The organism is Litorilituus lipolyticus (assembly GCF_006439335.1).
In the GTDB taxonomy this organism is placed as follows: Bacteria; Pseudomonadota; Gammaproteobacteria; order Enterobacterales; family Alteromonadaceae; genus Colwellia; species Colwellia lipolytica.
The window spans coordinates 18,032-39,257 of record NZ_SAWY01000001.1 but is presented as its reverse complement, the minus strand read 5'-3'; the positions used below and the strand labels follow the sequence as shown (position 1 = coordinate 39,257).

Here is a 21,226-nt window from a genome sequence, read left to right as displayed (position 1 = left end):
CCTTTGTCATAACCTATGATTTATTCTTCCTGTAACTAATTTTAGTCTGACTTCAAGACAGATTTTTACCTTTGTTCGTAGAACAAAAATTCTCTTTGTTCTTTATTTTATGAATTATGACTGTACTTTCTCATGAAATTTACATTTATTAGCCCTTAAGAACGCCTTTTACCCCTTATTATTACTAGCTTCAAGTGATATTTTAATTTTTTTTATCGTTGTACTCGACTCTTGCGTAAACCCTAGCTATAATTCCGCGTCATAATTTTTATAGTTTTTATATTGTGCATCTTTATTATTGCAAATTTGATAAATGGTTATCAAAGCAAAGCGTTAAATGATGTGTATTAAAAAAGCGTAGCACGCTAAGTTTTGAGGTATTTAAATGCAAGTTTCAGTTGAGACTACACAAGGTTTGGAACGTCGTTTGACTATTTCTGTTCCTGCCGACACAGTAGATGTAGAAGTAAAGAATCGTCTTCGTCAAATCGGTAAAACACAACGTATTAATGGCTTTCGTCCAGGTAAAGTGCCACCAACAGTAATTCAAAAACGCTATGGTAAGTCAGTGCGTCAAGAAGTTGCAGGTGAATTAATGCAACGCAACTTTGTTGAAGCAATTGTTGCCGAAAAAATTAATCCAGCGGGTCGTCCATCTTTTGTTGCTAAAAGCAACGAAGAAGGTAAAGAATTAGAATTTGAAGCAACTTTTGAAGTTTACCCAGAAGTTGAATTAAAAGATTTAGAAAAGATTGCTGTTGAGCGTCCTGCTGTTGAAGTAACAGAAAAAGACATTGATGAAATGTTTGTTACTTTACAAAAACAACATCAAACTTGGAAAGAAAACAAACGTAAAACTAAGAAAGGCGATAAGCTGACTCTTGATTTTACTGGCCGTGTTGACGGTGAAGAGTTTGAAGGCGGTAAAGCTGAAGGTTTCGAACTTGAATTAGGTGCTGGTCGCATGATTCCAGGTTTTGAAAAAGAAATCACTGGCATGAAAGTTGGCGAAGAGAAAACTATTAACGTTACTTTCCCAGAAGATTACCATGCTGAAAACCTTAAAGGTAAAGATGCGGAATTCGATATTGTTGTACACAAAACTGAAGGTCCAATCTTACCTGAAATCAATGATGAATTTGCCAAATTATTTGGTGTTGAAGAAGGTGGCGTAGAAGCCTTACGTGCTGAAGTTAGCAAGAACATGTCACGTGAATTAACGAATGCAGTTAAAGCAAAAGTTAAAGAGCAAGTAATTGAAGGCTTATTAGCAGGTCATGAAGTTGAACTTCCTTCAGCTTTAGTCGCACAAGAAGTTGATGTGTTACGTCAACAAGCTATGCAACGTTTCCAAGGTCAAATGGATCCTAAGAACTTACCTGAATTACCAAGCGAAATGTTCACTGAACAAGCAGAACGTCGTGTTAAAATCGGTTTATTATTAGGTGAAGTTATTAAAGTTAATGAACTAAAAGTTGACGATGAAAAAGTTAATGAATTAATCGCTACTGCGGCTTCAGCATATGAAGATCCACAAGAAGTAGTTGATTACTATGCTAACAACCAAGAGCTAATGCAGCAAATGCAAAATGTAGCATTAGAAGAGCAAGCAGTTGAGCTTTTAGTTGAGCAAGCCAAAGTAAAAGATAAGAAAGCTAGCTTCAACGATATTATGAATCCAGAAGCGCAGAAGTAATAACTTCGTTCAATGGTAGTTTTCCATTGACAACAGCTTAAGCAATCGATTAAATGGCTTGTATGTATTCATACAAGCCATTTTTTTAATGATTGTAGTGAATTTTTCACAGCAATTCGCATCAAACAATTATTAAAGCGTAATCAAAAATAGATTAAAGGGAAGGTTCACACTTGTTTAACTCTCAATTTACTTCACAAAACATTGCTCAATCTGAATTAGGGCAAGCTCCTCAAGGTAGCGCAAGTCTTACAGAAAGTGCTTTAGTACCAATGGTTGTAGAACAAACATCCAAAGGTGAACGCTCTTATGATATTTATTCACGCTTATTAAAAGAGCGTATTATTTTTTTATGTGGTCAAGTTGAAGATCACATGGCTAATTTAATTATTGCTCAATTACTATTTTTAGAGTCAGAAAGCCCAGATAAAGATATTTTCTTATATATCAACTCACCTGGTGGTTCGGTGACTGCTGGTATGGCTATTTACGATACAATGAAGTTTATCAAGCCTAAAATTAGTACTGTTTGTATTGGTCAAGCGGCTAGTATGGGCGCATTTTTACTATCTGGTGGTGAAAAAGGTAAACGTTACTGTTTGCCAAATGCACGTGTCATGATTCACCAGCCATTAGGTGGCTTCCAAGGACAAGCGTCTGACTTTGAAATTCATGCAAAAGAGATTTTGTATATTAAAGATAAGCTTAACCGTTTAATGGCAGAGCATACAGGTCAGTCTTTAGAGAAAGTCTCTCAAGATACAGACCGCGATAACTTTTTAAGTGCTGAAAGTGCGGTTGAATATGGATTAGTTGACTCCATATTAGAACAACGTAACGATTAATAAATTTCCGTATATACTTACTAGTAAAGGATTACTAGTTTCTTGAAAAATTAGAGGTAGGGCATGACCGAGATTAATAAGGGTGGCGATAATGGTAAATTACTTTATTGTTCCTTTTGTGGCAAAAGCCAACATGAGGTTCGAAAGTTAATTGCTGGTCCTTCAGTATTTATATGTGACGAATGTGTTGAACTTTGTAATGACATCATTCGTGAAGAAATCACTGAAATTTCGCCAAAAGAAGAGAAAGAAGCGTTACCTTCACCAATAGAGATACGCGAAAGTTTAGATGACTATGTTATCGGCCAAGAGCATGCTAAGAAAGTATTAGCTGTGGCTGTTTATAATCATTATAAACGTCTACGAAATGGTGATACGCATAACGGTGTTGAATTAGGTAAAAGTAATATTTTACTTATTGGCCCTACAGGTAGCGGAAAAACCTTACTAGCACAGACATTAGCTAGGTTACTTGATGTGCCTTTTACTATGGCTGATGCTACCACCTTAACTGAAGCGGGTTATGTTGGTGAAGACGTAGAAAACATTATTCAAAAGCTACTGCAAAAATGTGATTACGATGTAGAGAAAGCCCAACGTGGTATCGTTTATATTGATGAAATAGATAAGATTTCACGTAAATCTGATAATCCGTCTATTACTCGTGATGTTTCAGGTGAAGGTGTTCAACAAGCGTTATTAAAGCTTATTGAAGGTACCGTTGCCTCAGTACCACCTCAAGGTGGTCGTAAGCATCCTCAGCAAGAATTCCTGCAAGTTGATACGTCGAAAATATTATTTATCTGTGGTGGTGCATTTGCTGGCTTAGATAAAGTTATTGAACAACGTTGTCATACTGGTGTTGGTATTGGTTTTGGTGCTGAAGTTCGCGGTAAGTCTCATGAGAAAACACTGACAGAAAGATTTTTAGATGTAGAGCCTGAAGATCTAGTTAAATATGGCTTAATACCTGAGTTTATTGGTCGATTGCCTGTAGTTGCTACACTAAGAGAATTAGACGAAGACGCTCTGATTCAGATCTTACAAGAGCCTAAAAATGCCTTAACTAAACAATTTACTGCATTATTTGATATGGAAAATGTTGAATTAGAGTTTAGAAAAGATGCATTGCATGCCATTGCTAGAAAAGCGATGGACAGAAAAACTGGCGCTCGTGGTTTACGCTCAATCGTTGAAGGCGTGCTTCTTGAAACTATGTATGAACTACCTTCAATGGAAGATGTGAGTAAAGTCGTGGTCGATGAGAAAGCGATTAAAGGTGAAAGCAAACCGATTGTTATTTATGATGCCCAACAAGATCAAGCGGTTTCTGAATAATAGTTAATCTAATATACGCATTTACGTACCAAAAATTATGAAAAAAAGAACCTTAGGGTTCTTTTTTTATTTAAAGTTGTTGAAAGCTTGATGTCTAGCCCCATATAGAATTTATAAGTGCAAATTCAATCATTTTTTATAAATATAAAATTATTCAAAGAGTAGCCAATGAGCAAAGAATTATCTGCTGTAGTCGAAATCCCTGTTTTAGCTTTAAGAGATGTAGTTGTTTATCCGCAAATGGTTATTCCGCTGTTTGTCGGAAGAGAAAAGTCGATACGTTGTTTAGACTTGGCAATGGAGAACGATAAAAAGGTTTTTTTAGTTGCACAAAAAGATGCTGCTATTGATGACCCTCAAGCAGATGATGTTTATGCTACCGGGACAGTAGCAACGATTCTTCAAATGTTAAAATTGCCTGATGGAACAGTAAAAGTCCTTGTTGAAGGTGAACAACGTGCAACATTAACTAAGTTTCTTGAAACACAAGAGTATTTCAGTGCAGAAATTGAGTATGTGTCGACGACTGATTCGGTTAGTGAAGATACCGAGGTGTTAGTACGCTCAGCGACTTCTCAATTTGAAGGTTATGTAAAACTAAATAAGAAAATTCCACCAGAAGTGCTTACTTCTGTTTCTGGTATCGATGATGCAGAGCAGTTAGCAGATACCATGGCAGCGCATATGCCATTAAAGCTTGTTGATAAGCAAAAAGTTTTAGAGATTACCGATGTAAATGTTCGTTTAGAGCATTTGATGGCGTTAATGGAAGGTGAAATAGACTTATTGCAAGTAGAGAAAAAAATTAGAACACGCGTTAAAAAACAAATGGAAAAAAGCCAACGTGAATACTATTTGAATGAGCAAATGAAAGCTATTCAAAAAGAGTTAAATGATGGTGAAGAAGCCGTAGATGAGTTAGAGCAAATGACTAAGCGCATTGATGATGCGCAAATGCCAGCAGAGGCGAAAGAAAAAACACTTGCTGAATTGCAAAAGCTGAAAATGATGTCACCTATGTCAGCAGAAGCTACAGTGGTTAGAAGCTATATAGACTGCATGTTAAATGTGCCTTGGAAAAAACGCAGTAAGTTAAAAAGAAACCTCGCGTTAGCACAAGAGGTACTAGATAAAGATCATTTTGGTTTAGATAAGGTTAAAGAACGAATTCTTGAGTATCTAGCGGTTCAGCAACGGGTTAGTCAGTTAAAGGGACCAATTCTTTGTTTAGTTGGTCCTCCAGGTGTCGGTAAAACGTCATTAGGACAATCTATTGCCAAGTCAACAGGTCGTAAATATGTACGAATGGCTCTAGGTGGAGTACGTGATGAAGCTGAGATTAGAGGGCATCGTAGAACCTATATTGGTTCTTTGCCCGGTAAACTTATCCAGAAAATGTCAAAAGTAGGTGTAAAGAACCCATTATTTTTACTAGATGAAATCGATAAAATGGCCTCAGATATGCGAGGAGACCCAGCTTCAGCGTTGTTAGAAGTATTAGATCCTGAACAAAACACCAGTTTTAATGATCATTACTTAGAGGTTGATTATGACTTATCTGATGTCATGTTCGTTGCAACCTCAAATAGTATGGATATTCCGGGACCATTACTTGATCGTATGGAAGTCATTCGTTTATCGGGTTATACAGAAGATGAAAAATTAAATATTGCTCGGAACCATTTACTTGAAAAGCAAATTCAACGTAATGGTTTAAAAGCAAAAGAGATTGAAATTGATGATAGCGCTATTGTAGGTATCATTAGGTATTATACCCGCGAAGCAGGGGTACGTAGTTTAGAGCGTGAAATATCTAAACTATGTCGTAAAGCGGTAAAAGCAATTTTGCTTGATAAAAAACTGAAAAAAGTTGTAATTAGTCAAGATAATTTAGATGAATACTTAGGTGTTCAGCGTTTTGATTATGGTAAAGCCGATGATGAGAATAGAGTAGGCTTAGTTACTGGACTTGCTTGGACTCAAGTGGGTGGAGAGTTATTAACAATTGAAACAGCTTCCGTACCTGGTAAAGGAAAGTTAAGCTATACCGGCTCTTTAGGTGATGTCATGCAAGAGTCGATACAGGCTGCGATGACGGTTGTGCGCAGTAGAACTACAAAGCTTCGAATTAATGATGATTTTTATGAGAAGAAGGATATCCATGTACATGTCCCTGAGGGAGCTACACCTAAAGATGGGCCAAGTGCAGGTATTGGCATGTGTACAGCTTTAGTTTCTAGCTTAACAGGGAACCCTGTAAAAGCTGATGTTGCTATGACAGGTGAAATTACGTTAAGAGGTGAAGTTCTAGCTATTGGAGGCTTAAAAGAAAAGTTACTTGCGGCACACCGAGGCGGTATTAAAACGGTAGTTATTCCTCATGATAATGCGCGGGACTTAAAAGAAATCCCTGAAAACGTTAAATCAGAATTAGCAATTCATCCAGTTAAATGGATTGACGAAGTGCTAGCTATTGCCCTTGAACACCCTGTAGAGCAGTGGCAATCAGAGAAAAAATAGCTTTTTTGTCAGCCTTTTTTGATGATTTGCATCAAAAAAGGCAAAAAAAGCAGTTTTTTTTATCAAAAAGTGAAATTATCGCTTTTCAAACGCTGAAACTGTGATAAGTTAACTACGCTTATATCGCTAGACCCCTTATTCCTCATGCCCATGGGCAAAGAAATATAAGGTAAACTAGGCGAAATATTATTTTTAAACTCAACGCTTGAGATTGAACTAAAAGAAAATTATTACTTTTAAGGCAATCATATAGAAAAGGATAGCGTTGCATAATAACAATTGAAGGGGTATACCACTGTGAATAAATCTCAACTAATCGAAAAGATTGCTGCTGGTGCAGATATTTCTAAAGCTGCTGCGGGTCGTGCGTTAGATTCATTTATTGGCGCTGTAACTGAAGAATTAAAAAATGGTGAGCAAGTAGCTCTTGTTGGTTTTGGTACTTTCTCTGTACGTGACCGTGCTGCTCGCACTGGCCGTAATCCTCAAACAGGTGCTACTATCCAAATCGCTGCTGCAAAAATTCCATCTTTCAAAGCTGGTAAAGCATTAAAAGACGCTTGTAACTAAGCTGTTTTTTGACTTGTTATAAAGTCTTTTAAAAAGACCACCTTTTTAGGTGGTTTTTTGCTTTATGGGCATAAAATAGCGATAAACGGGATAAATAAAAAAATAATTTGTAATTTGCTTATCTTATGCTTCAAGCGAAAGCTTGCATCTGCTAGAATCGCGAGCAACCGAAATTCAGTCTAGAATATTTAGGCGTAGAAAAGAGATAAAAATGTTAGAAGATATTCGAGAAAAATCACAAGGATTAACCGCCAAAATTATACTTGGTTTGATTATCCTTACGTTTGCTGTGGCAGGAGTTGGTAGTTATACAAACTCTGTAGATACATCTGTTGCAACAGTGAATGGCGAAAGTATTAGCCAACAAGATTTCAATAAAGCTTATCAGGCTCAAAGAAATCGTATGGCACAACAATTTGGTGAAATGTTTGAAACACTTTCAAACGATGCTAACTATATGGCAAATTTCCGCCAAGGCGTTTTAGATAACTTAATTAACGAAAAGTTAATTGACCAGGCAAGTAATGACTTAGCAATTAGAGTTTCAGACGAGCGCTTGAAAGAAACTATTCGACAGATGCCTGAATTCCAAGTTGATGGTAGTTTTGATAATAACCGCTATCTTGCCATTATCAATCAAGCTGGTTTTTTTCAATCTTCAGATTTTCGTGATTACCTTCGTGTTGAAATGGTACGTCGTCAATTGAGCCAAGCACTAGTTGCTAGTGAGTTCAATTTACCGTATCAAGAAAAGTTACAATCAAACTTACAAAACCAAACGCGTGATATTCGTTTTGCAACCATCGCTAGTGAACAATTTAAAGCTGATATTGAAGTCACAGATGAAGAAATCAATAGTTATTATTTAGCCAACCAAAGTCGCTTTGAAAATAAAGAACAAGTTAAAGTTGATTATGTTCGTTTAGATGTGGCTGAAATTGCACGTAACATTAATGTTACTGATGAAGAGGTTGCACAATACTATCAAGAGAATGTTAGTGATTTTACAGAAGAAGAAAAACGTCGTATTTCTCATATTTTAATCGAGTTTAATGATGATGAATCTGCAGCGCAAGCAACGGCTGAATCTGTACTGGCTCGTTTAAAGCAAGGAGAAGACTTTGCAGAATTAGCTAAAGAGTTGTCTCATGATACCTTCAGTGGTGAAAATGGTGGTGATCTTGAATGGTTAGAGCCGGGTGTTATGGAAGAAAACTTCGACGATGCTGCTTTGGCCTTAGCAAATATTGGTGACACAACAGATTTAATCAAAACAAGCTTTGGTTTCCATATCATAAAATTGACTGAGCTTCAGGCTGAGCAAATTAAAACATTAGCGCAAGTTAAAGATGAATTACGCGTTAAAGTAAGTGATGAAAGAGCACAAGATCAGTTCTTTGCTTTACAACAAGAATTAGCGCGTATCAGCTTCGAGTTTCCAGATAGCTTAGAAGATGCGGCTAGTGAAGTTGGTGCAACTGTGCAAACCTCATCTTGGTTAACAAGACAAGGAAACCCTGCACCTTTTAATAACCCTAAAGTTATTGAAGCTGCTTTCTCTGATTTAGTGCTACAGGATAATATGAACTCAGATATCATTGAGGTAAATGATAATATTGCTGTTGTACTTCGATTAAATACTTTCCAAGAAGCAAATGTTAAGCCGTTGGATGAAGTAAAAGCACAAATAAATACTACTTTAGTTTCTCAAAAAGCTACTGAGTTAGCACAAGAGACTATTGATGGTTTACTTGCTCAATTTAAGGAAGGCAACGATATTTCAGAACAATTAACCAAATTGAATAGCACGTTTGAGACTAAAGAGAAAGTTGCTCGATACGGTGCAGAAATTGATCAGAGCATTAGCCGAGCAGCATTTGTTTTACCACATCCGCAAGCAGATGAAGTGTCAGCTTCTTCAGCTTCATTAAGTAATGGTGATCTAGCTTTAGTTCAGGTGCAAGCCGTTCACGTTTCTGAAAAACCTGTAGAGCCTAGTTTAGGTAAGCAACAAGTTTCTCAGTTAGCACAATCTGCTTATAAGAGTTTTGTTGATTCATTAAAAGTAGGTGCCAAAATCACTCGTAAAGCTGTTGCTGAACCTGTGAATGTTTTCTAAGGTATGATTTATCTTTAAGATAAAAAGCTGCTTCGGCAGCTTTTTTTATTTCTATTATCTATTAGTTAATTAAAGGAAATCTTGAATTAACATCTAAAGGGGAGTGAATTCTGGCTTACATACACTTGTGCTTGTGATGTTTAAGTTGAAAGTTTTGACTCATCATCAGCTTCTTAGTGACTTTATGCGTTGGGTTTTGCATTACTTCTAGTGTATCGCCTCGCTCAACGACTTCACCTTGGCACATGACCATTACTTGGTCACTAAAGTGCCTCACAATTCCTAAATTGTGTGAAATTAATATGTACGCTAAGCCCATCTGTTGTTGTAAATCGAGTAAAAGATTAATCATCTGAGAGCGTAAAGAAGGATCTAAAGCCGCTAAAGCTTCATCAAGTATAATAACCTGTGGTTGAAGAATAATGGCACGCGCTAAAGAAATTCGTTGTTTCTGGCCGCCTGAGAACATATGAGGGTAGAAGTTCATGTGATCGCCGAGTAAACCTACCTTTTGCAATGTTTGACGTATCAATTGTCTTCTCTGGCTCTCGTTCAAATTAGTGTTTAATTTGAGCGGCTCATCGAGTAATTGTAGAACGGTTAAACTTGGATTAAGTGTTGTACCTGAATCTTGAAATATCATCCGTATATGCTGACAACGTTGCTTTAATTGTTGCTTATGAAGCTGCTGACCATTTAAAAATATTTTTCCGCTACTTGGAGACTCTGCTCCTACTAGTATTTTAGCTAAGGTTGATTTTCCTGAACCTGTTTCACCCACTATAGCTAAAGTCTTGTTCGATTCTACGGAAAAAGAAAGCGGTGCTAATGCAGAAAATTCTTTCTTATGGTACCAGTGGCCTTTTAATTTAAAGCTTTTAGCAATACCTTCTACAGCAAGTAATTCGCTCATTAATATGTATCCTTTAATGAAAAGTGACAACTGACTTTATGACCATGAAAGTTCTGTACTTTTGGCGCTTCCACACAAGCTCTCTGAGCTCGTGGACATCTTGGTCCAAGTCGGCAACCTATTGGCAAGTGCTGTAAAATTGGAATACTGCCAGGTAAGGTCATTAATCGTGATTTGCTAGGTAGTTGTAAGTTTGCTTTTGGGCTGCTATCCACTAATGCCTTTGTGTAAGGGTGTAATGGTTTATTGAATATTTGCTCAGTGGTACCTGCTTCAACAAATTGGCCACTGTACATAACCGTGATGGTATTGGTCCAGTGAGTGATGTTTTCTAAATCATGACTAATTAACAAAATAGACATGTTTTTAAGCTGGTTTAAGCTGGCAAGTAGTCTAAATATTTGCCCTTGGTTTGTGCTCTCCATGGCAGCCGTGGGTTCATCAGCAATGAGTAGTACAGGGCGACTTGCCAATGCAATTGCAATCATGACACGCTGGCATATTGCTTCAGTTAATTGGTGCGGGTAACTCTTCATACACTGGATATGCTTTTTAATCCCTACCTTATGCAATAAGCGGATTACAGCTTCTTTACGTTGTTGCTGTTTTTGCCAGAAAAAACCTGATAATTGTTTACTATCTATAGCTTCTGCTAATTGTTCACCAATAGTGGTAGTTGGGTCCAAGCTTGCCATGGGCTCTTGAAAAATCATGGCTATGTCGCGGCACAAGATGTTTTTACGCTCTTCAATATCTAATCGAAGTAAATCGATACCTCGCCAATGAAACCGGTCAGCATGAACGTGCCATTTATCTTCTAAAACACCAATGATCGCTTGAGCAAGTAGTGACTTACCTGAGCCAGATTCTCCCACTAATCCTCGTACTTCACCTTCCTTCATAGAAAGGCTCACTCTATCAACTGCGAGTATATTTTGGTTAGTGGTTTCTAGCTCAATAGAAAGATTACGAATATCTAATAAATTCATTAGCTTTCCTTACGAAGCTTTAAGGCATGGCGAATACCTTCACCTACTAGGTTAGTGGCTACAACGGCAAAAAGAATGCTTAAACCAGGTAAATATACTGTCCATGGGGCAATATAGAAACGCTCTAGACCATTCGCTAAGATTGCGCCCCATTCTGGTAGCGGTATTTGTGCCCCTATACCTAGAAAACCCAGCGTGGCAATATCGAGAATTGCAGCTGATTGCGCTAAAGTGGCTTGGCTCATCAAACGTTCGACGATATTTGGAAATACCGAATAATATAAAACTCGAAAGTTACTAGCGCCATCTAAGCGAGATGCGAGTACATAATCCTTCCTAAACTCTTCTTTTACGGCATAGCGGGTGATATGAATAAATTGTGGGATTAACACCATGACAATTGCCCAGACGGTGTTGCTTATTCCAGGGCCTAAAATGGCAACGATAACAATTGCTAATAATAAAGATGGAATAGACAAAATTACATCTAGAAAGTGGTTTAAAAAGCTTGATTTAATACCTTTAGTTAAAGCCGAAAGTGAACCGATGATTACTCCAATAATCAAAGAGATAATAACAACAACAAAGCTTAAGCCAAATGTGAGTGATGCCCCATACATCAGACGAGATAACATATCTCTTCCCAGTTCATCAGTACCCAATAAAAAGCTGACATTGCCATTTTCATGCCACGCTGGAGGGAGTAGCACCATATCTAAATGACCTTCAACAGGTGAGTATGGAGCTAGAAATGGAGCAAATGCAGCAAGAAATATAAGAAATAAAAAACATACAAACCCGATCATCGCTGTTGGCGTTTTTCGAAAAATTAGCCATAACTGCATGAAAGGAGAGGGAAAAACTTCCTCTTGATAAATTTTCTCACGAGCCATGTTTATTTCCTCGTGCAAGTGGATTTAGCGCTGCATAGATAAAGTCGGTTAAGATGTGCACAATGAAAATAAAACAAGAAAGCACTAATAAGCCACTTTGTATAGCGGTGTAATCTCTTTGATAAATACTTTCAATGAGCCAACGCCCAATACCTGGCCAGCTAAAAATTACTTCCGTAACCATTGCAATGGTGACTAAGTTCGCAAATTGGAGCCCTACGTGTCGGATAATCTTTATTAGCGCATTTCGTAAGGCGTGTCGAAAAATAATTTGCTGAAAACTTAAGCCCTTTGCTTTTACTGCTCGAATATAACTTGTTTCAAGTACCTCTATCATGGATGCTCTCGCTAAACGAACAAAGATTGTGGCGGGTGCAAGTGCAACAACGCAAGCTGGCAATATTATATGAGCTGTAGCATCTTGAAATGCTTGCCATTTATCTGGACTGTTACTCATTAAGATGTCAAAAAATTGAATACCTGTAACCATTTCAATTTCAAACAATAAACTGATCCTACCGGCAGAAGGCAACCAACCTAGCCCAATAGAGAAAAAGAGTATTGCTAATAAACCTAACCAAAAAACCGGGATGGAATAGCCAAACATTGCAACGGATAAAATAATATTATCACTGGTTTTATTGTGCTTAATTGCAGCAATAAAGCCCAAAGGTATTCCGGTAAACATGGCAATAAGCAGAGCGACTAAGCTTAATTCTATGGTCGCAGGTAATAATATCATTATTTCATCTATTACCGGGGACTGGCTAGACATTGATAGGCCAAAATCACCTTGAATAATGTGCTGTATATAAGCAAAGTACTGCCAAATAATGTTGTCTTGCATTCGATAACTTTGATTTATAACGGCAAGTTGCTGTTCAGTTGAGTTTAATTGGCCTGATAAATTGATAACAGGGTCGCCTGGAAACAAAAAGCTTAAACTAAATGACAGTAAAGTTAATACCAGCATAGTGAAAATAAACAGGTTGAGTCGCCTTAAGGTAAATATCAACATCTTAGTGTTTAGCCTCTACATTAAGGTTATTGCTGCTGCCTTCATTCTCAGATTCTTCAGGATTTTGTGTGGGACTTTCTTTGTAGACTTGATAAAAACTAATACCGCCAAAGTCTGCCAATATTTTACCTTTCACTGCTTTATCTCTAGCTTGGTATCGTTTAGAGTGTGCAATAGGTAATAGTGGCAGCTCTTCATTAATTACCTTCATCGCAGCAGCATAATAAGATTTTCGTTTTTTAATATTATTCGTTTGTAATGCTTGTTGCAGTAAAGCGTCATATTCTTTATTACACCAAAATGTTCTGTTATTACCTGTTTCTGTTGCGCTGCAGCTCAACATAGGGCTGAAAAAGTTATCTGGGTCTGGGTGATCAGCGTACCAGCCCAATAAAAAGGTTTGGTGTTCGCCTTGAGCTAGTTTTCTTAAAAAAGTAGTCCATTCATAACTAATAATATTAACCGTAATGCCAATTTCTTTTAAGTCTGCTTGGATTAGTTTTGCCATAGTGACAGCATTTGGGTTATACGAACGCTGAACGGGCATAGCCCAGATATCCATAGTAAAGCCTTGAGCAAGTCCAGCAACCTCTAGTAATGCTTTCGCCTGTATGGGGTTATACTCTTGCATTTGAATGCTGTCATCGTACGCCCAAGATGATTTTGGAATGATAGAGTTAGCCATTTCAGCTTGCCCTTGATAAACCGTATCAATGAGGGCTTGTTTGTTAATCGCCAAACTTACGGCTAACCTTACCAGTTTATTATTAAATGGCGCCTTTTTCGTGTTAAAGCCGAAATAACCAATATTTAGAGCGGTTACTGAATCTAACTCAAGATCTTGCCTTTCTTTAATTTTTCCATGGGCAATAGGATAGCTACTTACATCACATTCTTTAGCGAGAAGTTTTGTTAAGCGACTCGTTTTACTTGGTGAAATGTCGTACACCAATTGCTCTATTTTTGCTTGGTCTTGCCAATAATCATCATGTCGATAATAACGGATAAAAGAGCCAATATGATATTCTTTTAGCTTAAAAGGCCCGGTACCAATGGGATGAAGGTCGATGTCGTGCTCTTTCTTTTTAAGGGCAAGCTGTTCAGCGTATTCTTGAGAAAGAATAATAGCAAAATCAGTAGCTAAGTTAGCTAAAAATGTACTATCAGCATGCTTTAACTGAAATCTTATAGTGTAGTCGTTAATTTTTTCAATCTTTTCAATAAGGTTTCCGAACTCAACACTTTGAAAAAATGGGTAGTGACCACCTGAAATATGATGGTATGGGTGTTCTTTATCAATAATTCTACTAAAGCTAAATAGTACGTCGTCAGCAGTAAGTTTCCTACTCGGAGTAAAATAGTCCGTTTGATGAAATGCTACATCTTGTCTTAAATAGAAAGTGATTTTTTTCCCGTCTTTAGTGACATGCCAAGATTTAGCTAAAGCAGGCGATAGAATATTCTCTTTGCCTTTGTAGGTGATTAAGCGGTCATACAGTTGATGAGATGTTGCATCGATGGTTGTGCCGGATGTAACAAGTTGCGGGTTAAATGTTTCTGGTGAGCCTTCGGAGCAATATATGATACTACGCTGACTTAAAGAGAGTTTGTTACTATCACCACAAGCACATAGCAGTAAAATAATTACAACAAGGGCTGAGTACTTGAGCAACCCAACACCTGTTGTTGTAATGACTTTATTAAGTATCATCAGATACATTACCATCAAGTAAATTATACTTTTTTAAATAGCCTCTAAGCTGATGATAGGTTAATTCTAATGCATCGGCAGTTTTTTTCTGATTATACTGGCAATGGGCTAATGCACTTTGAATTAGATCAATTTCATATCGTTGTGACAAGGATTTTAATGATTGTGGAAATAACTTGTCATTAACTGATGCCAAAGGTACTTGAGATGTGTTGACATTGGCGGAAATGTTTTCTTTTTCAGCGGTTGTGCTACTTTCTTCGCTAATTTCTTTTGTTGCATGATTATTACTCACCAACTCATTAACTCTGTCATGAGTTTTAATTCTTTGACTTGGCCTATAAGGTGATTCAAAGGGATCAATGACCAGCTCATGAACGGGCAAATGTGGATTATTACAGCGATAAACACTTCGCTCAACAACATTTTTCAATTCACGTATGTTTCCAGGCCAGTGGTAATCAAGCATGCTTCGCCTAGCTTTTTCAGTGAAACCGCTGAAGAGTTCAAATTCTAACTCTCTTGCCATATTAATAGCAAAGTGCTCTGCAAGCATAATGATATCTTCGACGCGTTCTCTTAAGGGAGGCAAGGTGATAACGTCAAACGCCAATCGATCTAGCAAGTCAGCTCTAAATTGCCCTGAAGCTGCTAATGTCGGTAAATCTTCATTGGTAGCGGCTACTAAACGAACATCGGTATTGATAGTTCTTGAACCGCCAACACGCTCAAACTCTCCATATTCAACAACCCTGAGTAGTTTTTCTTGAATAAGTCCTGAGGTATTGGCAATTTCATCTAAGAAAAGGGTACCTTTATCTGCTCGCTCAAAACGGCCTTCATGTCGTTTACTTGCCCCCGTAAATGCGCCACTATCATAACCAAACAGTTCAGTTTCAAGTAAATTTTCATTTAATGCGGCGCAATTAAGCTTTAAATAACTCTGTTCCCAGCGCTTTGATAAATAATGTAACCGTGCGGCGACAAGCTCTTTACCTGTACCACGCTCACCAATAATGAGAACTGGTTTACTCAGTGGTGCAATTTGAGATATTTGTTCTAAAACTTCTAGAAAACTATTCGACTGGCCGAGAAGATTGTCTTGTTGATTAAATCGAGCCATATTCAACCTATTAATTGGTTTTTTTCACTAACAAATAGTGTATTTCATTAATGCTTAGGATAAAAGAGTTTTTATGAAAATATAATTAATTCAATAAAAACAGGTTGTTATATTTGTTTTTAAAGTTGGCGCAAAAAGTGAATATCAAACTGGGTAAGTTAAGGTGCTGAAATAATTTTAACAAAGCACAGGTTTAGGTTAAACATGTAGTTTACCTTGTTAGTAAAGAGGAAGATGTTATGGGTATTTTTTCAAGATTCACAGATATAGTTAATTCAAACATTAACAGTTTATTAGATAAAGCTGAAGATCCAGCAAAAATGGTGCGTTTGATCATTCAAGAGATGGAAGATACCTTAGTTGAAGTCCGTTCAAGTTCAGCAAAAACCTTAGCGGATAAGAAAGATTTAGCTAGACAAGTATCTCGCTTTGAAGCTGATGCGGAACAATGGCAAGAAAAAGCTGAATTAGCTTTAAGTAAAGATAGAGATGATTTAGCGCGCTCTGCTTTAATCGAAAAGAAAAAATGTACAGAAAATGCTCAGTCGTTAGTAGATGAGTTAGCTCATACAGATGAGCACTTAGCTAAGCTGCAAGATGAAATTACTCAGCTGCAAGAAAAATTAGCTGATGCTAAAGCACGTCAAAAAGCTATTATAATGCGCGAGAAAACAGCCAGTTCACGGTTGAAAGTGAAAAAGAATATTAACAGTGAACGCGTGAATGATGCGTTGAATCGTTTTGACCACTATGAAAGAAAAATTGATGATATTGAAGCTCAAGTAGAGTCTTATGACTTAGGCAGTAAATCGTTAGCTGATGAGATTGCGGATTTAGAGTCTGATGAAAAAGTTGATGATGAATTAGCTGAATTAAAAGCTAAAATGAGTGTAAAAAAATAGACTAATAACAGTATAAAACAGTGTTTTAATTGTAATTGTTAAAGTATATTTTATTTATCGATTGAAATTTCCCGTTTCGTTTTAAGGAGAAATGTTGTGGAAGATATCATTATGGCACCTGTGATCATTTTTATGGTTATTGTTGCACCTATATGGCTAGTTTTGCATTATAGAAGTAAGGGTCAAGTGAGCCAAGGCCTTAGTGAAGAAGAATATGTGCAGTTGTCAGAACTATCAGAAATGGCTGATCAAATGAGTGAAAGAATTCATACGTTAGAAGCTATTTTAGATGCTGAAACCCCCAATTGGAGAAGTAAACTATGAGTAAACGACGTGGAGAGTTATATCGTAACCCCAGTCGTGGAAAAATAGCTGGGGTATGTGCCGGCATTGCTGATTATTTTGGTTGGGAAACCTGGTTAGTACGAATTCTTGTTGTGTCGGGTGTGTTATTTGGAATGCCTTTTTTAGTGTTCGGTTATATCGCTGCTTGGTTTATTTTAGATAAAAATCCAAATAGCTTACCAAACGCTAAAGGGAAAGCTCATCATAAGCCGTCAGTAGAAACAGAAGAAGAAGTGGCTAATGAATCAATTAAAGTGAAAGCAAGGATTTGGCAATCAGGTGAGCCGCCAAAGCAAGCTTTTCATGATATTAGGCGAAAATTTCGTACCCTCGAGCATAAGCTACAAAGTCTTGAGAAGTATGTAACATCACCTGAGTTTACCGTTTCAAGAGAAATAAATAAGCTATAGATGATTTTAATTAGCAAAGTTGAACCGAATAAAGAGAGCTATTAACCCATGGTAATAGCTCTTTTTTATATGCAATTTTGGCAAAAAACATCAATTGCTAAACGTTATCATCCAAAAGGTAAAAGGCTATTATTTTAGAATAAAAGCCTTTATTATCAATTCTATTCTTCGATGTATTACAGTTAGAAATAAAAGAATAAATCATGGCGTTAATAAAGAAGCAACAATTAGAGAAATTAAAAGGCAAAGCAAATGATTTGTTCAGTAGAACAATAGATCAGCATATAAACCTTGCTGTAACAGGGCTCAGTCGTAGCGGTAAAACAGCCTTTATCACGTCTTTGGTAAATCAATTAGTTAATGAGGGGGCTAATTCTCATTTAAACTTTTTTGATCCTGTGCATCAAGGAAACTTTATTGCTGCTAAAAGGGTCCCTCAAAAACATTATCATGTACCTAGGTTTGATTATGAAGGTGCAATTTCAGCACTAAGTAATGAAACTCCTACATGGCCAGAGCCTACACAAGGGATAAGTGAATTACGCCTAGCTATCCGTTACCAGCCAAAACAGTCACTATTAAAATATGCTACTGATATGGCAACATTAACGATTGATATTACTGATTATCCAGGAGAGTGGTTGTTAGACTTACCAATGCTTAAGCAAACTTTTGAGCAATGGTCAGTGAAAATGCTCGAGCTTCTATGTAGTGAACCCAGGTTGAATCATAGCAAAGCGTTTATTGAAAAAGTGTCAAAGATAGACCCCTTTTCTGTCGCTAACGAAGAAGTAATAGCAGAGCTTGCCGCAGAGTATACTCAGCTATTGCATAAATTCAGATATGAGCTGGGGTTGTCAGTTATCCAACCTGGGCGTTTTATTTTACCAGCAGAGTTAGCAGGAGCGCCTATCTTAGAGTTCTTCCCTTTTGCAAACTTTAACAATATTGATGGTAACGACTACCAGAACGCTAAAGATGACAGCTTTATTGGAATGTTGCGTGCTCGCTATATAGAGTATAAAGAACGGGTTGTTAAAGAGTTTTACCAAAAGCATTTTTCTCGATTTGATAGGCAAATAGTACTAGCTGATTGTTTAACACCATTAAATAATGGTGAACATAGTTTTGCTGATTTAGAAATGGCAATGTCTATGATCCTAGAGAGCTATAGCTATGGTCGCTCAGGTATATTGTCGCGTTTATTTGCTCCTAAAATTGATAAACTACTTTTTGCTGCGACAAAAGCGGATCACGTTACCCCTGAACAGCATCAATCGCTAACGGACTTATTAAATCAATTGATTTATCAAAGTAAGCATCAGCTCAATTATGAAGCGATTGAAATGAAGTCATTAGCAATCGCCTCAGTAAAGGCAACAAAATCAGGTAAAACTGTGCATCAAGGAAAAGAGATTCCAGTGATACAAGGGAGGAAGCTTAAAACAAATGATGAATTATCACCTGATGTTCAAGTTGAAGAAAGGATTACTATTTTTCCAGGAGCTGTTCCAAGTAACTTGCCTGATAAAACATACTGGCAAGAAAAAGGCTTTAATTTTATTAGCTTTGCACCCATAGACGGTATTGCAAAAAATCAAGCATTGCCACATGTCCGAATGGACCAAGTATTACAATTTTTATTAGCAGATAAGATGTTATAACCATGGAAAAAGAACAAGAGAAACATCAGCAACAAATTTTATTCTCAGAAACTGAATTGGAATTAGAAGAACCCAAAGCACCTAATTTTGATTTTGGTTCAGAAAATGCTGAGCAGTTATTATTTAATAATACAGACTATTTACCTCAACCTATTTTACAAAATGAATCTGAGGAACTTAACAATGAGTTATTAAATCAAGATATTGAAGCCGTTGAAAAGAATTCTATCCCATGGTTATGGCGTATTTTTATCACAGCGCTAATGGTACTTATAGGCGTGGAGGCGGTAAGCTTTTTCATTAATGGTTTCGAGCAATCTCCTGTAGTGACTTCTCTTTACGCTTTGATTTTAGGCTGTATTACGATAGCGGGTTCTACATCATTCTATCGTGAACTAGTGGGGTTATCACAATTTAAGCGTAGGCAGGTTGATAAAGCTAAAGCGGTAGAATTATTGAAGGGAAATACTACGTCAACTGCTGATGTTGAGTCTTATTGTCATGAGATTAATCAAGCCTTGTCATGTGATTTGGATTCAGAGCAACAAGATGCGTGGCAAAGTGCCTTGGCTGGCTCCCATAATCAAACAGAATTATTACAGCTTTACTCTCGAATTGTGCTGAGTAAAGTAGATGATAAGGCCTTAACTGAAGTGGCTAAATTCTCTACGGAAGCTGTTGTATTAGTTGGATTAAGCCCTGTTGCACTAATAGACATGTTTATTATGTTGTCTCGTAATTTAAGAATGATTAATAAAATAGCCGGGATGTATGGCTTGAAGTTGGGCTATTGGAGTCGAATAAAATTAATTAAGCAAGTCTTTGTTAATATGGCTTACGCAGGTGCAAGTGAACTGGTTGCTGACTTAGGCAGTGAAGTACTTGGCGCTGAATTAATGGGGAAGTTGTCAACTAAATTTGCTCAAGGATTGGGGGCGGGCATGTTGACAGCTCGATTAGGCGTGAAAACAATTCAACTGTGCAGACCCATTCCCTTTGACGATAAACCTAAATTAGGCCATGTTCGAAAAAAAGTTATCGAGCAATTAAAAGGCTTAATTAAACTGTCAAGCTAACTTATCTATTATTGATATAAACTCATTAATTTAAGGTGCGTAGCCGTACGCACCTTTATCAGACTTTGACTAAAGTTAATGTTATCAAATGCTTAACTGTTGCGTGTAATTGTTTATGTAACCTTAATTTTACACTTTATAGTGTTGTTGCATTTTTGACCGTTTAGCGTTGCTTTATTTTCTTTTATGGCATGTCATAAGATTAAAGCATCCTTGAAATGCAGTTTTAATGCATACATAAATACTATAAGAAAGGTTTACTAGAATGGCTAAGGCAACAAAGTATGTCTCAAAAACTCCTGATGAAAAGGGAGTCATTAATTGGACAGAAAAAGAAAATAATATTTGGCAAACACTAATAACACGCCAGTTATCTTGTATAGAGGGGAAAGCATGCGATGAATACATGCTTGGCTTGACGAAGTTAAATTTACCGCAAGATAGAGTGCCGCAACTTGACGAAATCAGTGATGTCCTAATGGCTGAAACAGGTTGGCAATGTTATCCGGTTCCAGCTTTAATCGGTTTTGGCGAGTTCTTTCGCCTTTTGTCAGAAAAAAAATTTCCTGTAGCAACCTTTATTCGCACAGAAGAAGAGTTGGATTACTTACAAGAGCCTGATATTTTTCATGAAATATTCGGGCACTGTCCGTTATTAACGAATAAATCTTTTGCGGACTATACTCAGGCCTATGGAAAAATGGGGCTTAACGCAACCCATGAGCAGCGAGTATTTTTAGCAAGACTATACTGGTTCACTATAGAGTTTGGTTTATTAGATACCCCAAATGGTCTCAGACTTTATGGAGGCGGTATTTTATCTTCACCTGGTGAAACAGAATATGCGCTTAATAATCAGAGTGTTGAACGAAAAACATTTGAAATACTTGATGTGCTAAGAACCCCTTATCGCATTGATATTATGCAGCCAATTTACTACATGATACCTGAGGTAGCTTACTTAGATGAAATAAGAAAGTTTGAAGTAGAAGAAATTATGGCATTTGTCGAGAAAGCAAAAGAGTTAGGTTTACATGCTCCGCTTTACCCAGCAAAAGAAGCTAGTTAACAAATTAAACGAAAATATAAAATAA

18 protein-coding genes are annotated in these 21,226 nt (G+C 37.1%); 12 read left to right on the top strand and 6 right to left on the bottom strand.

Annotation, left to right across the window (positions count from 1 at the left end; genetic code table 11):
• Nucleotides 1-385: 385 nt before the first annotated feature.
• The 6 genes from tig (at nt 386) to EPA86_RS00160 (ending at nt 9,088) form a co-directional block, all read left to right on the top strand.
• Entirely contained in the window at nt 386-1,696 is a 1,311-nt protein-coding gene (gene tig / locus EPA86_RS00185; protein ID WP_140600701.1) for a trigger factor, read from the top strand.
• A gap of 203 nt (nt 1,697-1,899) precedes the next feature.
• Nucleotides 1,900-2,541, top strand: coding sequence for an ATP-dependent Clp endopeptidase proteolytic subunit ClpP (gene clpP / locus EPA86_RS00180; RefSeq protein ID WP_281284844.1), 642 nt, complete (start codon nt 1,900-1,902; stop codon nt 2,539-2,541).
• Nucleotides 2,542-2,604: 63 nt separating this feature from the next.
• Entirely contained in the window at nt 2,605-3,879 is a 1,275-nt protein-coding gene (gene clpX, locus EPA86_RS00175) for an ATP-dependent protease ATP-binding subunit ClpX (protein ID WP_140600697.1), read from the top strand.
• A gap of 168 nt (nt 3,880-4,047) precedes the next feature.
• Nucleotides 4,048-6,399 carry an endopeptidase La gene (gene lon, locus EPA86_RS00170; RefSeq protein ID WP_140600695.1) on the top strand — a complete coding sequence of 784 codons (2,352 nt, stop codon included), beginning with the start codon at nt 4,048-4,050 and terminating at the stop codon, nt 6,397-6,399.
• 297 nt (nt 6,400-6,696) lie between these two features.
• The gene (gene hupB, locus EPA86_RS00165) at nt 6,697-6,969 is read left to right on the top strand and encodes a nucleoid-associated protein HU-beta (RefSeq protein ID WP_140600693.1); all 273 of its coding nucleotides are present in this window, start codon (nt 6,697-6,699) and stop codon (nt 6,967-6,969) included.
• 211 nt (nt 6,970-7,180) lie between these two features.
• Nucleotides 7,181-9,088 carry a SurA N-terminal domain-containing protein gene (locus tag EPA86_RS00160; protein WP_140600691.1) on the top strand — a complete coding sequence of 636 codons (1,908 nt, stop codon included), beginning with the start codon at nt 7,181-7,183 and terminating at the stop codon, nt 9,086-9,088.
• A 115-nt stretch (nt 9,089-9,203) separates the two neighbouring features.
• Here EPA86_RS00160 and EPA86_RS00155 read toward each other — a convergent pair whose 3' ends face one another.
• The 6 genes from EPA86_RS00155 to pspF are packed head-to-tail and all read right to left on the bottom strand — an operon-like array spanning nt 9,204 to nt 15,735.
• Complete coding sequence (locus EPA86_RS00155; protein WP_140600689.1) at nt 9,204-10,001, bottom strand: peptide ABC transporter ATP-binding protein; 798 nt, start codon at nt 9,999-10,001, stop codon at nt 9,204-9,206.
• Nucleotides 10,001-10,990: a peptide ABC transporter ATP-binding protein gene (locus EPA86_RS00150; RefSeq protein ID WP_140600687.1), complete on the bottom strand. Its 990-nt coding sequence runs from the start codon at nt 10,988-10,990 to the stop codon at nt 10,001-10,003. Before EPA86_RS00150 ends, EPA86_RS00155 begins: the two co-directional genes overlap by 1 nt.
• Complete coding sequence (locus EPA86_RS00145; protein ID WP_140600685.1) at nt 10,990-11,883, bottom strand: ABC transporter permease subunit; 894 nt, start codon at nt 11,881-11,883, stop codon at nt 10,990-10,992. Before EPA86_RS00145 ends, EPA86_RS00150 begins: the two co-directional genes overlap by 1 nt.
• On the bottom strand, nt 11,873-12,901 hold the full coding sequence (locus tag EPA86_RS00140; protein WP_140600683.1) for an ABC transporter permease: 1,029 nt from the start codon (nt 12,899-12,901) through the stop codon (nt 11,873-11,875). The genes EPA86_RS00145 and EPA86_RS00140 overlap by 11 nt, the downstream gene beginning before the upstream one ends.
• 1 nt (nt 12,902) lies before the next feature.
• Nucleotides 12,903-14,612, bottom strand: coding sequence for an ABC transporter substrate-binding protein (locus EPA86_RS00135; RefSeq protein ID WP_140600681.1), 1,710 nt, complete (start codon nt 14,610-14,612; stop codon nt 12,903-12,905).
• The gene (gene pspF / locus EPA86_RS00130) at nt 14,602-15,735 is read right to left on the bottom strand and encodes a phage shock protein operon transcriptional activator (protein ID WP_140600679.1); all 1,134 of its coding nucleotides are present in this window, start codon (nt 15,733-15,735) and stop codon (nt 14,602-14,604) included. The genes EPA86_RS00135 and pspF overlap by 11 nt, the downstream gene beginning before the upstream one ends.
• 239 nt (nt 15,736-15,974) lie before the next feature.
• On the opposite strand from pspF, the gene pspA reads away from it, so the two are divergent.
• The 6 genes from pspA to phhA all read left to right on the top strand — a co-directional run bounded on the left by pspA (nt 15,975) and on the right by phhA (nt 21,201).
• Nucleotides 15,975-16,637, top strand: a complete 663-nt coding sequence (pspA, locus tag EPA86_RS00125) for a phage shock protein PspA (RefSeq protein WP_140600677.1) — start codon at nt 15,975-15,977, stop codon at nt 16,635-16,637.
• Between the two features lie 96 nt (nt 16,638-16,733).
• Nucleotides 16,734-16,961: an envelope stress response membrane protein PspB gene (pspB, locus tag EPA86_RS00120; protein ID WP_118960530.1), complete on the top strand. Its 228-nt coding sequence runs from the start codon at nt 16,734-16,736 to the stop codon at nt 16,959-16,961.
• Nucleotides 16,958-17,392, top strand: a complete 435-nt coding sequence (gene pspC, locus EPA86_RS00115) for an envelope stress response membrane protein PspC (protein ID WP_140600675.1) — start codon at nt 16,958-16,960, stop codon at nt 17,390-17,392. The genes pspB and pspC overlap by 4 nt, the downstream gene beginning before the upstream one ends.
• A gap of 203 nt (nt 17,393-17,595) precedes the next feature.
• Nucleotides 17,596-19,056 (top strand): YcjX family GTP-binding protein, encoded by a 1,461-nt coding sequence (locus tag EPA86_RS00110; protein WP_140600673.1) that lies wholly within the window; start codon nt 17,596-17,598, stop codon nt 19,054-19,056.
• 2 nt (nt 19,057-19,058) lie between these two features.
• Nucleotides 19,059-20,132: a YcjF family protein gene (locus tag EPA86_RS00105; protein ID WP_140600672.1), complete on the top strand. Its 1,074-nt coding sequence runs from the start codon at nt 19,059-19,061 to the stop codon at nt 20,130-20,132.
• A gap of 265 nt (nt 20,133-20,397) precedes the next feature.
• Entirely contained in the window at nt 20,398-21,201 is an 804-nt protein-coding gene (gene phhA, locus EPA86_RS00100) for a phenylalanine 4-monooxygenase (protein ID WP_140600670.1), read from the top strand.
• Nucleotides 21,202-21,226 lie beyond the last annotated feature (25 nt).

Excerpts from the sequence above, each read along its gene's own strand:
- tig (WP_140600701.1), top strand. The coding sequence starts at position 386 with ATGCAAGTTTCAGTTGAGACTACACAAGGTTTGGAACGTCGTTTGACT.
- clpX (WP_140600697.1), top strand. The coding sequence starts at position 2,605 with ATGACCGAGATTAATAAGGGTGGCGATAATGGTAAATTACTTTATTGT.
- lon (WP_140600695.1), top strand. The coding sequence starts at position 4,048 with ATGAGCAAAGAATTATCTGCTGTAGTCGAAATCCCTGTTTTAGCTTTA.
- EPA86_RS00160 (WP_140600691.1), top strand. The coding sequence starts at position 7,181 with ATGTTAGAAGATATTCGAGAAAAATCACAAGGATTAACCGCCAAAATT.
- EPA86_RS00155 (WP_140600689.1), bottom strand. The coding sequence starts at position 10,001 with ATGAGCGAATTACTTGCTGTAGAAGGTATTGCTAAAAGCTTTAAATTA.
- EPA86_RS00150 (WP_140600687.1), bottom strand. The coding sequence starts at position 10,990 with ATGAATTTATTAGATATTCGTAATCTTTCTATTGAGCTAGAAACCACT.
- EPA86_RS00145 (WP_140600685.1), bottom strand. The coding sequence starts at position 11,883 with ATGGCTCGTGAGAAAATTTATCAAGAGGAAGTTTTTCCCTCTCCTTTC.
- EPA86_RS00140 (WP_140600683.1), bottom strand. The coding sequence starts at position 12,901 with ATGTTGATATTTACCTTAAGGCGACTCAACCTGTTTATTTTCACTATG.
- EPA86_RS00135 (WP_140600681.1), bottom strand. The coding sequence starts at position 14,612 with ATGATACTTAATAAAGTCATTACAACAACAGGTGTTGGGTTGCTCAAG.
- pspF (WP_140600679.1), bottom strand. The coding sequence starts at position 15,735 with ATGGCTCGATTTAATCAACAAGACAATCTTCTCGGCCAGTCGAATAGT.
- pspA (WP_140600677.1), top strand. The coding sequence starts at position 15,975 with ATGGGTATTTTTTCAAGATTCACAGATATAGTTAATTCAAACATTAAC.
- pspC (WP_140600675.1), top strand. The coding sequence starts at position 16,958 with ATGAGTAAACGACGTGGAGAGTTATATCGTAACCCCAGTCGTGGAAAA.
- EPA86_RS00110 (WP_140600673.1), top strand. The coding sequence starts at position 17,596 with ATGGCGTTAATAAAGAAGCAACAATTAGAGAAATTAAAAGGCAAAGCA.
- EPA86_RS00105 (WP_140600672.1), top strand. The coding sequence starts at position 19,059 with ATGGAAAAAGAACAAGAGAAACATCAGCAACAAATTTTATTCTCAGAA.
- phhA (WP_140600670.1), top strand. The coding sequence starts at position 20,398 with ATGGCTAAGGCAACAAAGTATGTCTCAAAAACTCCTGATGAAAAGGGA.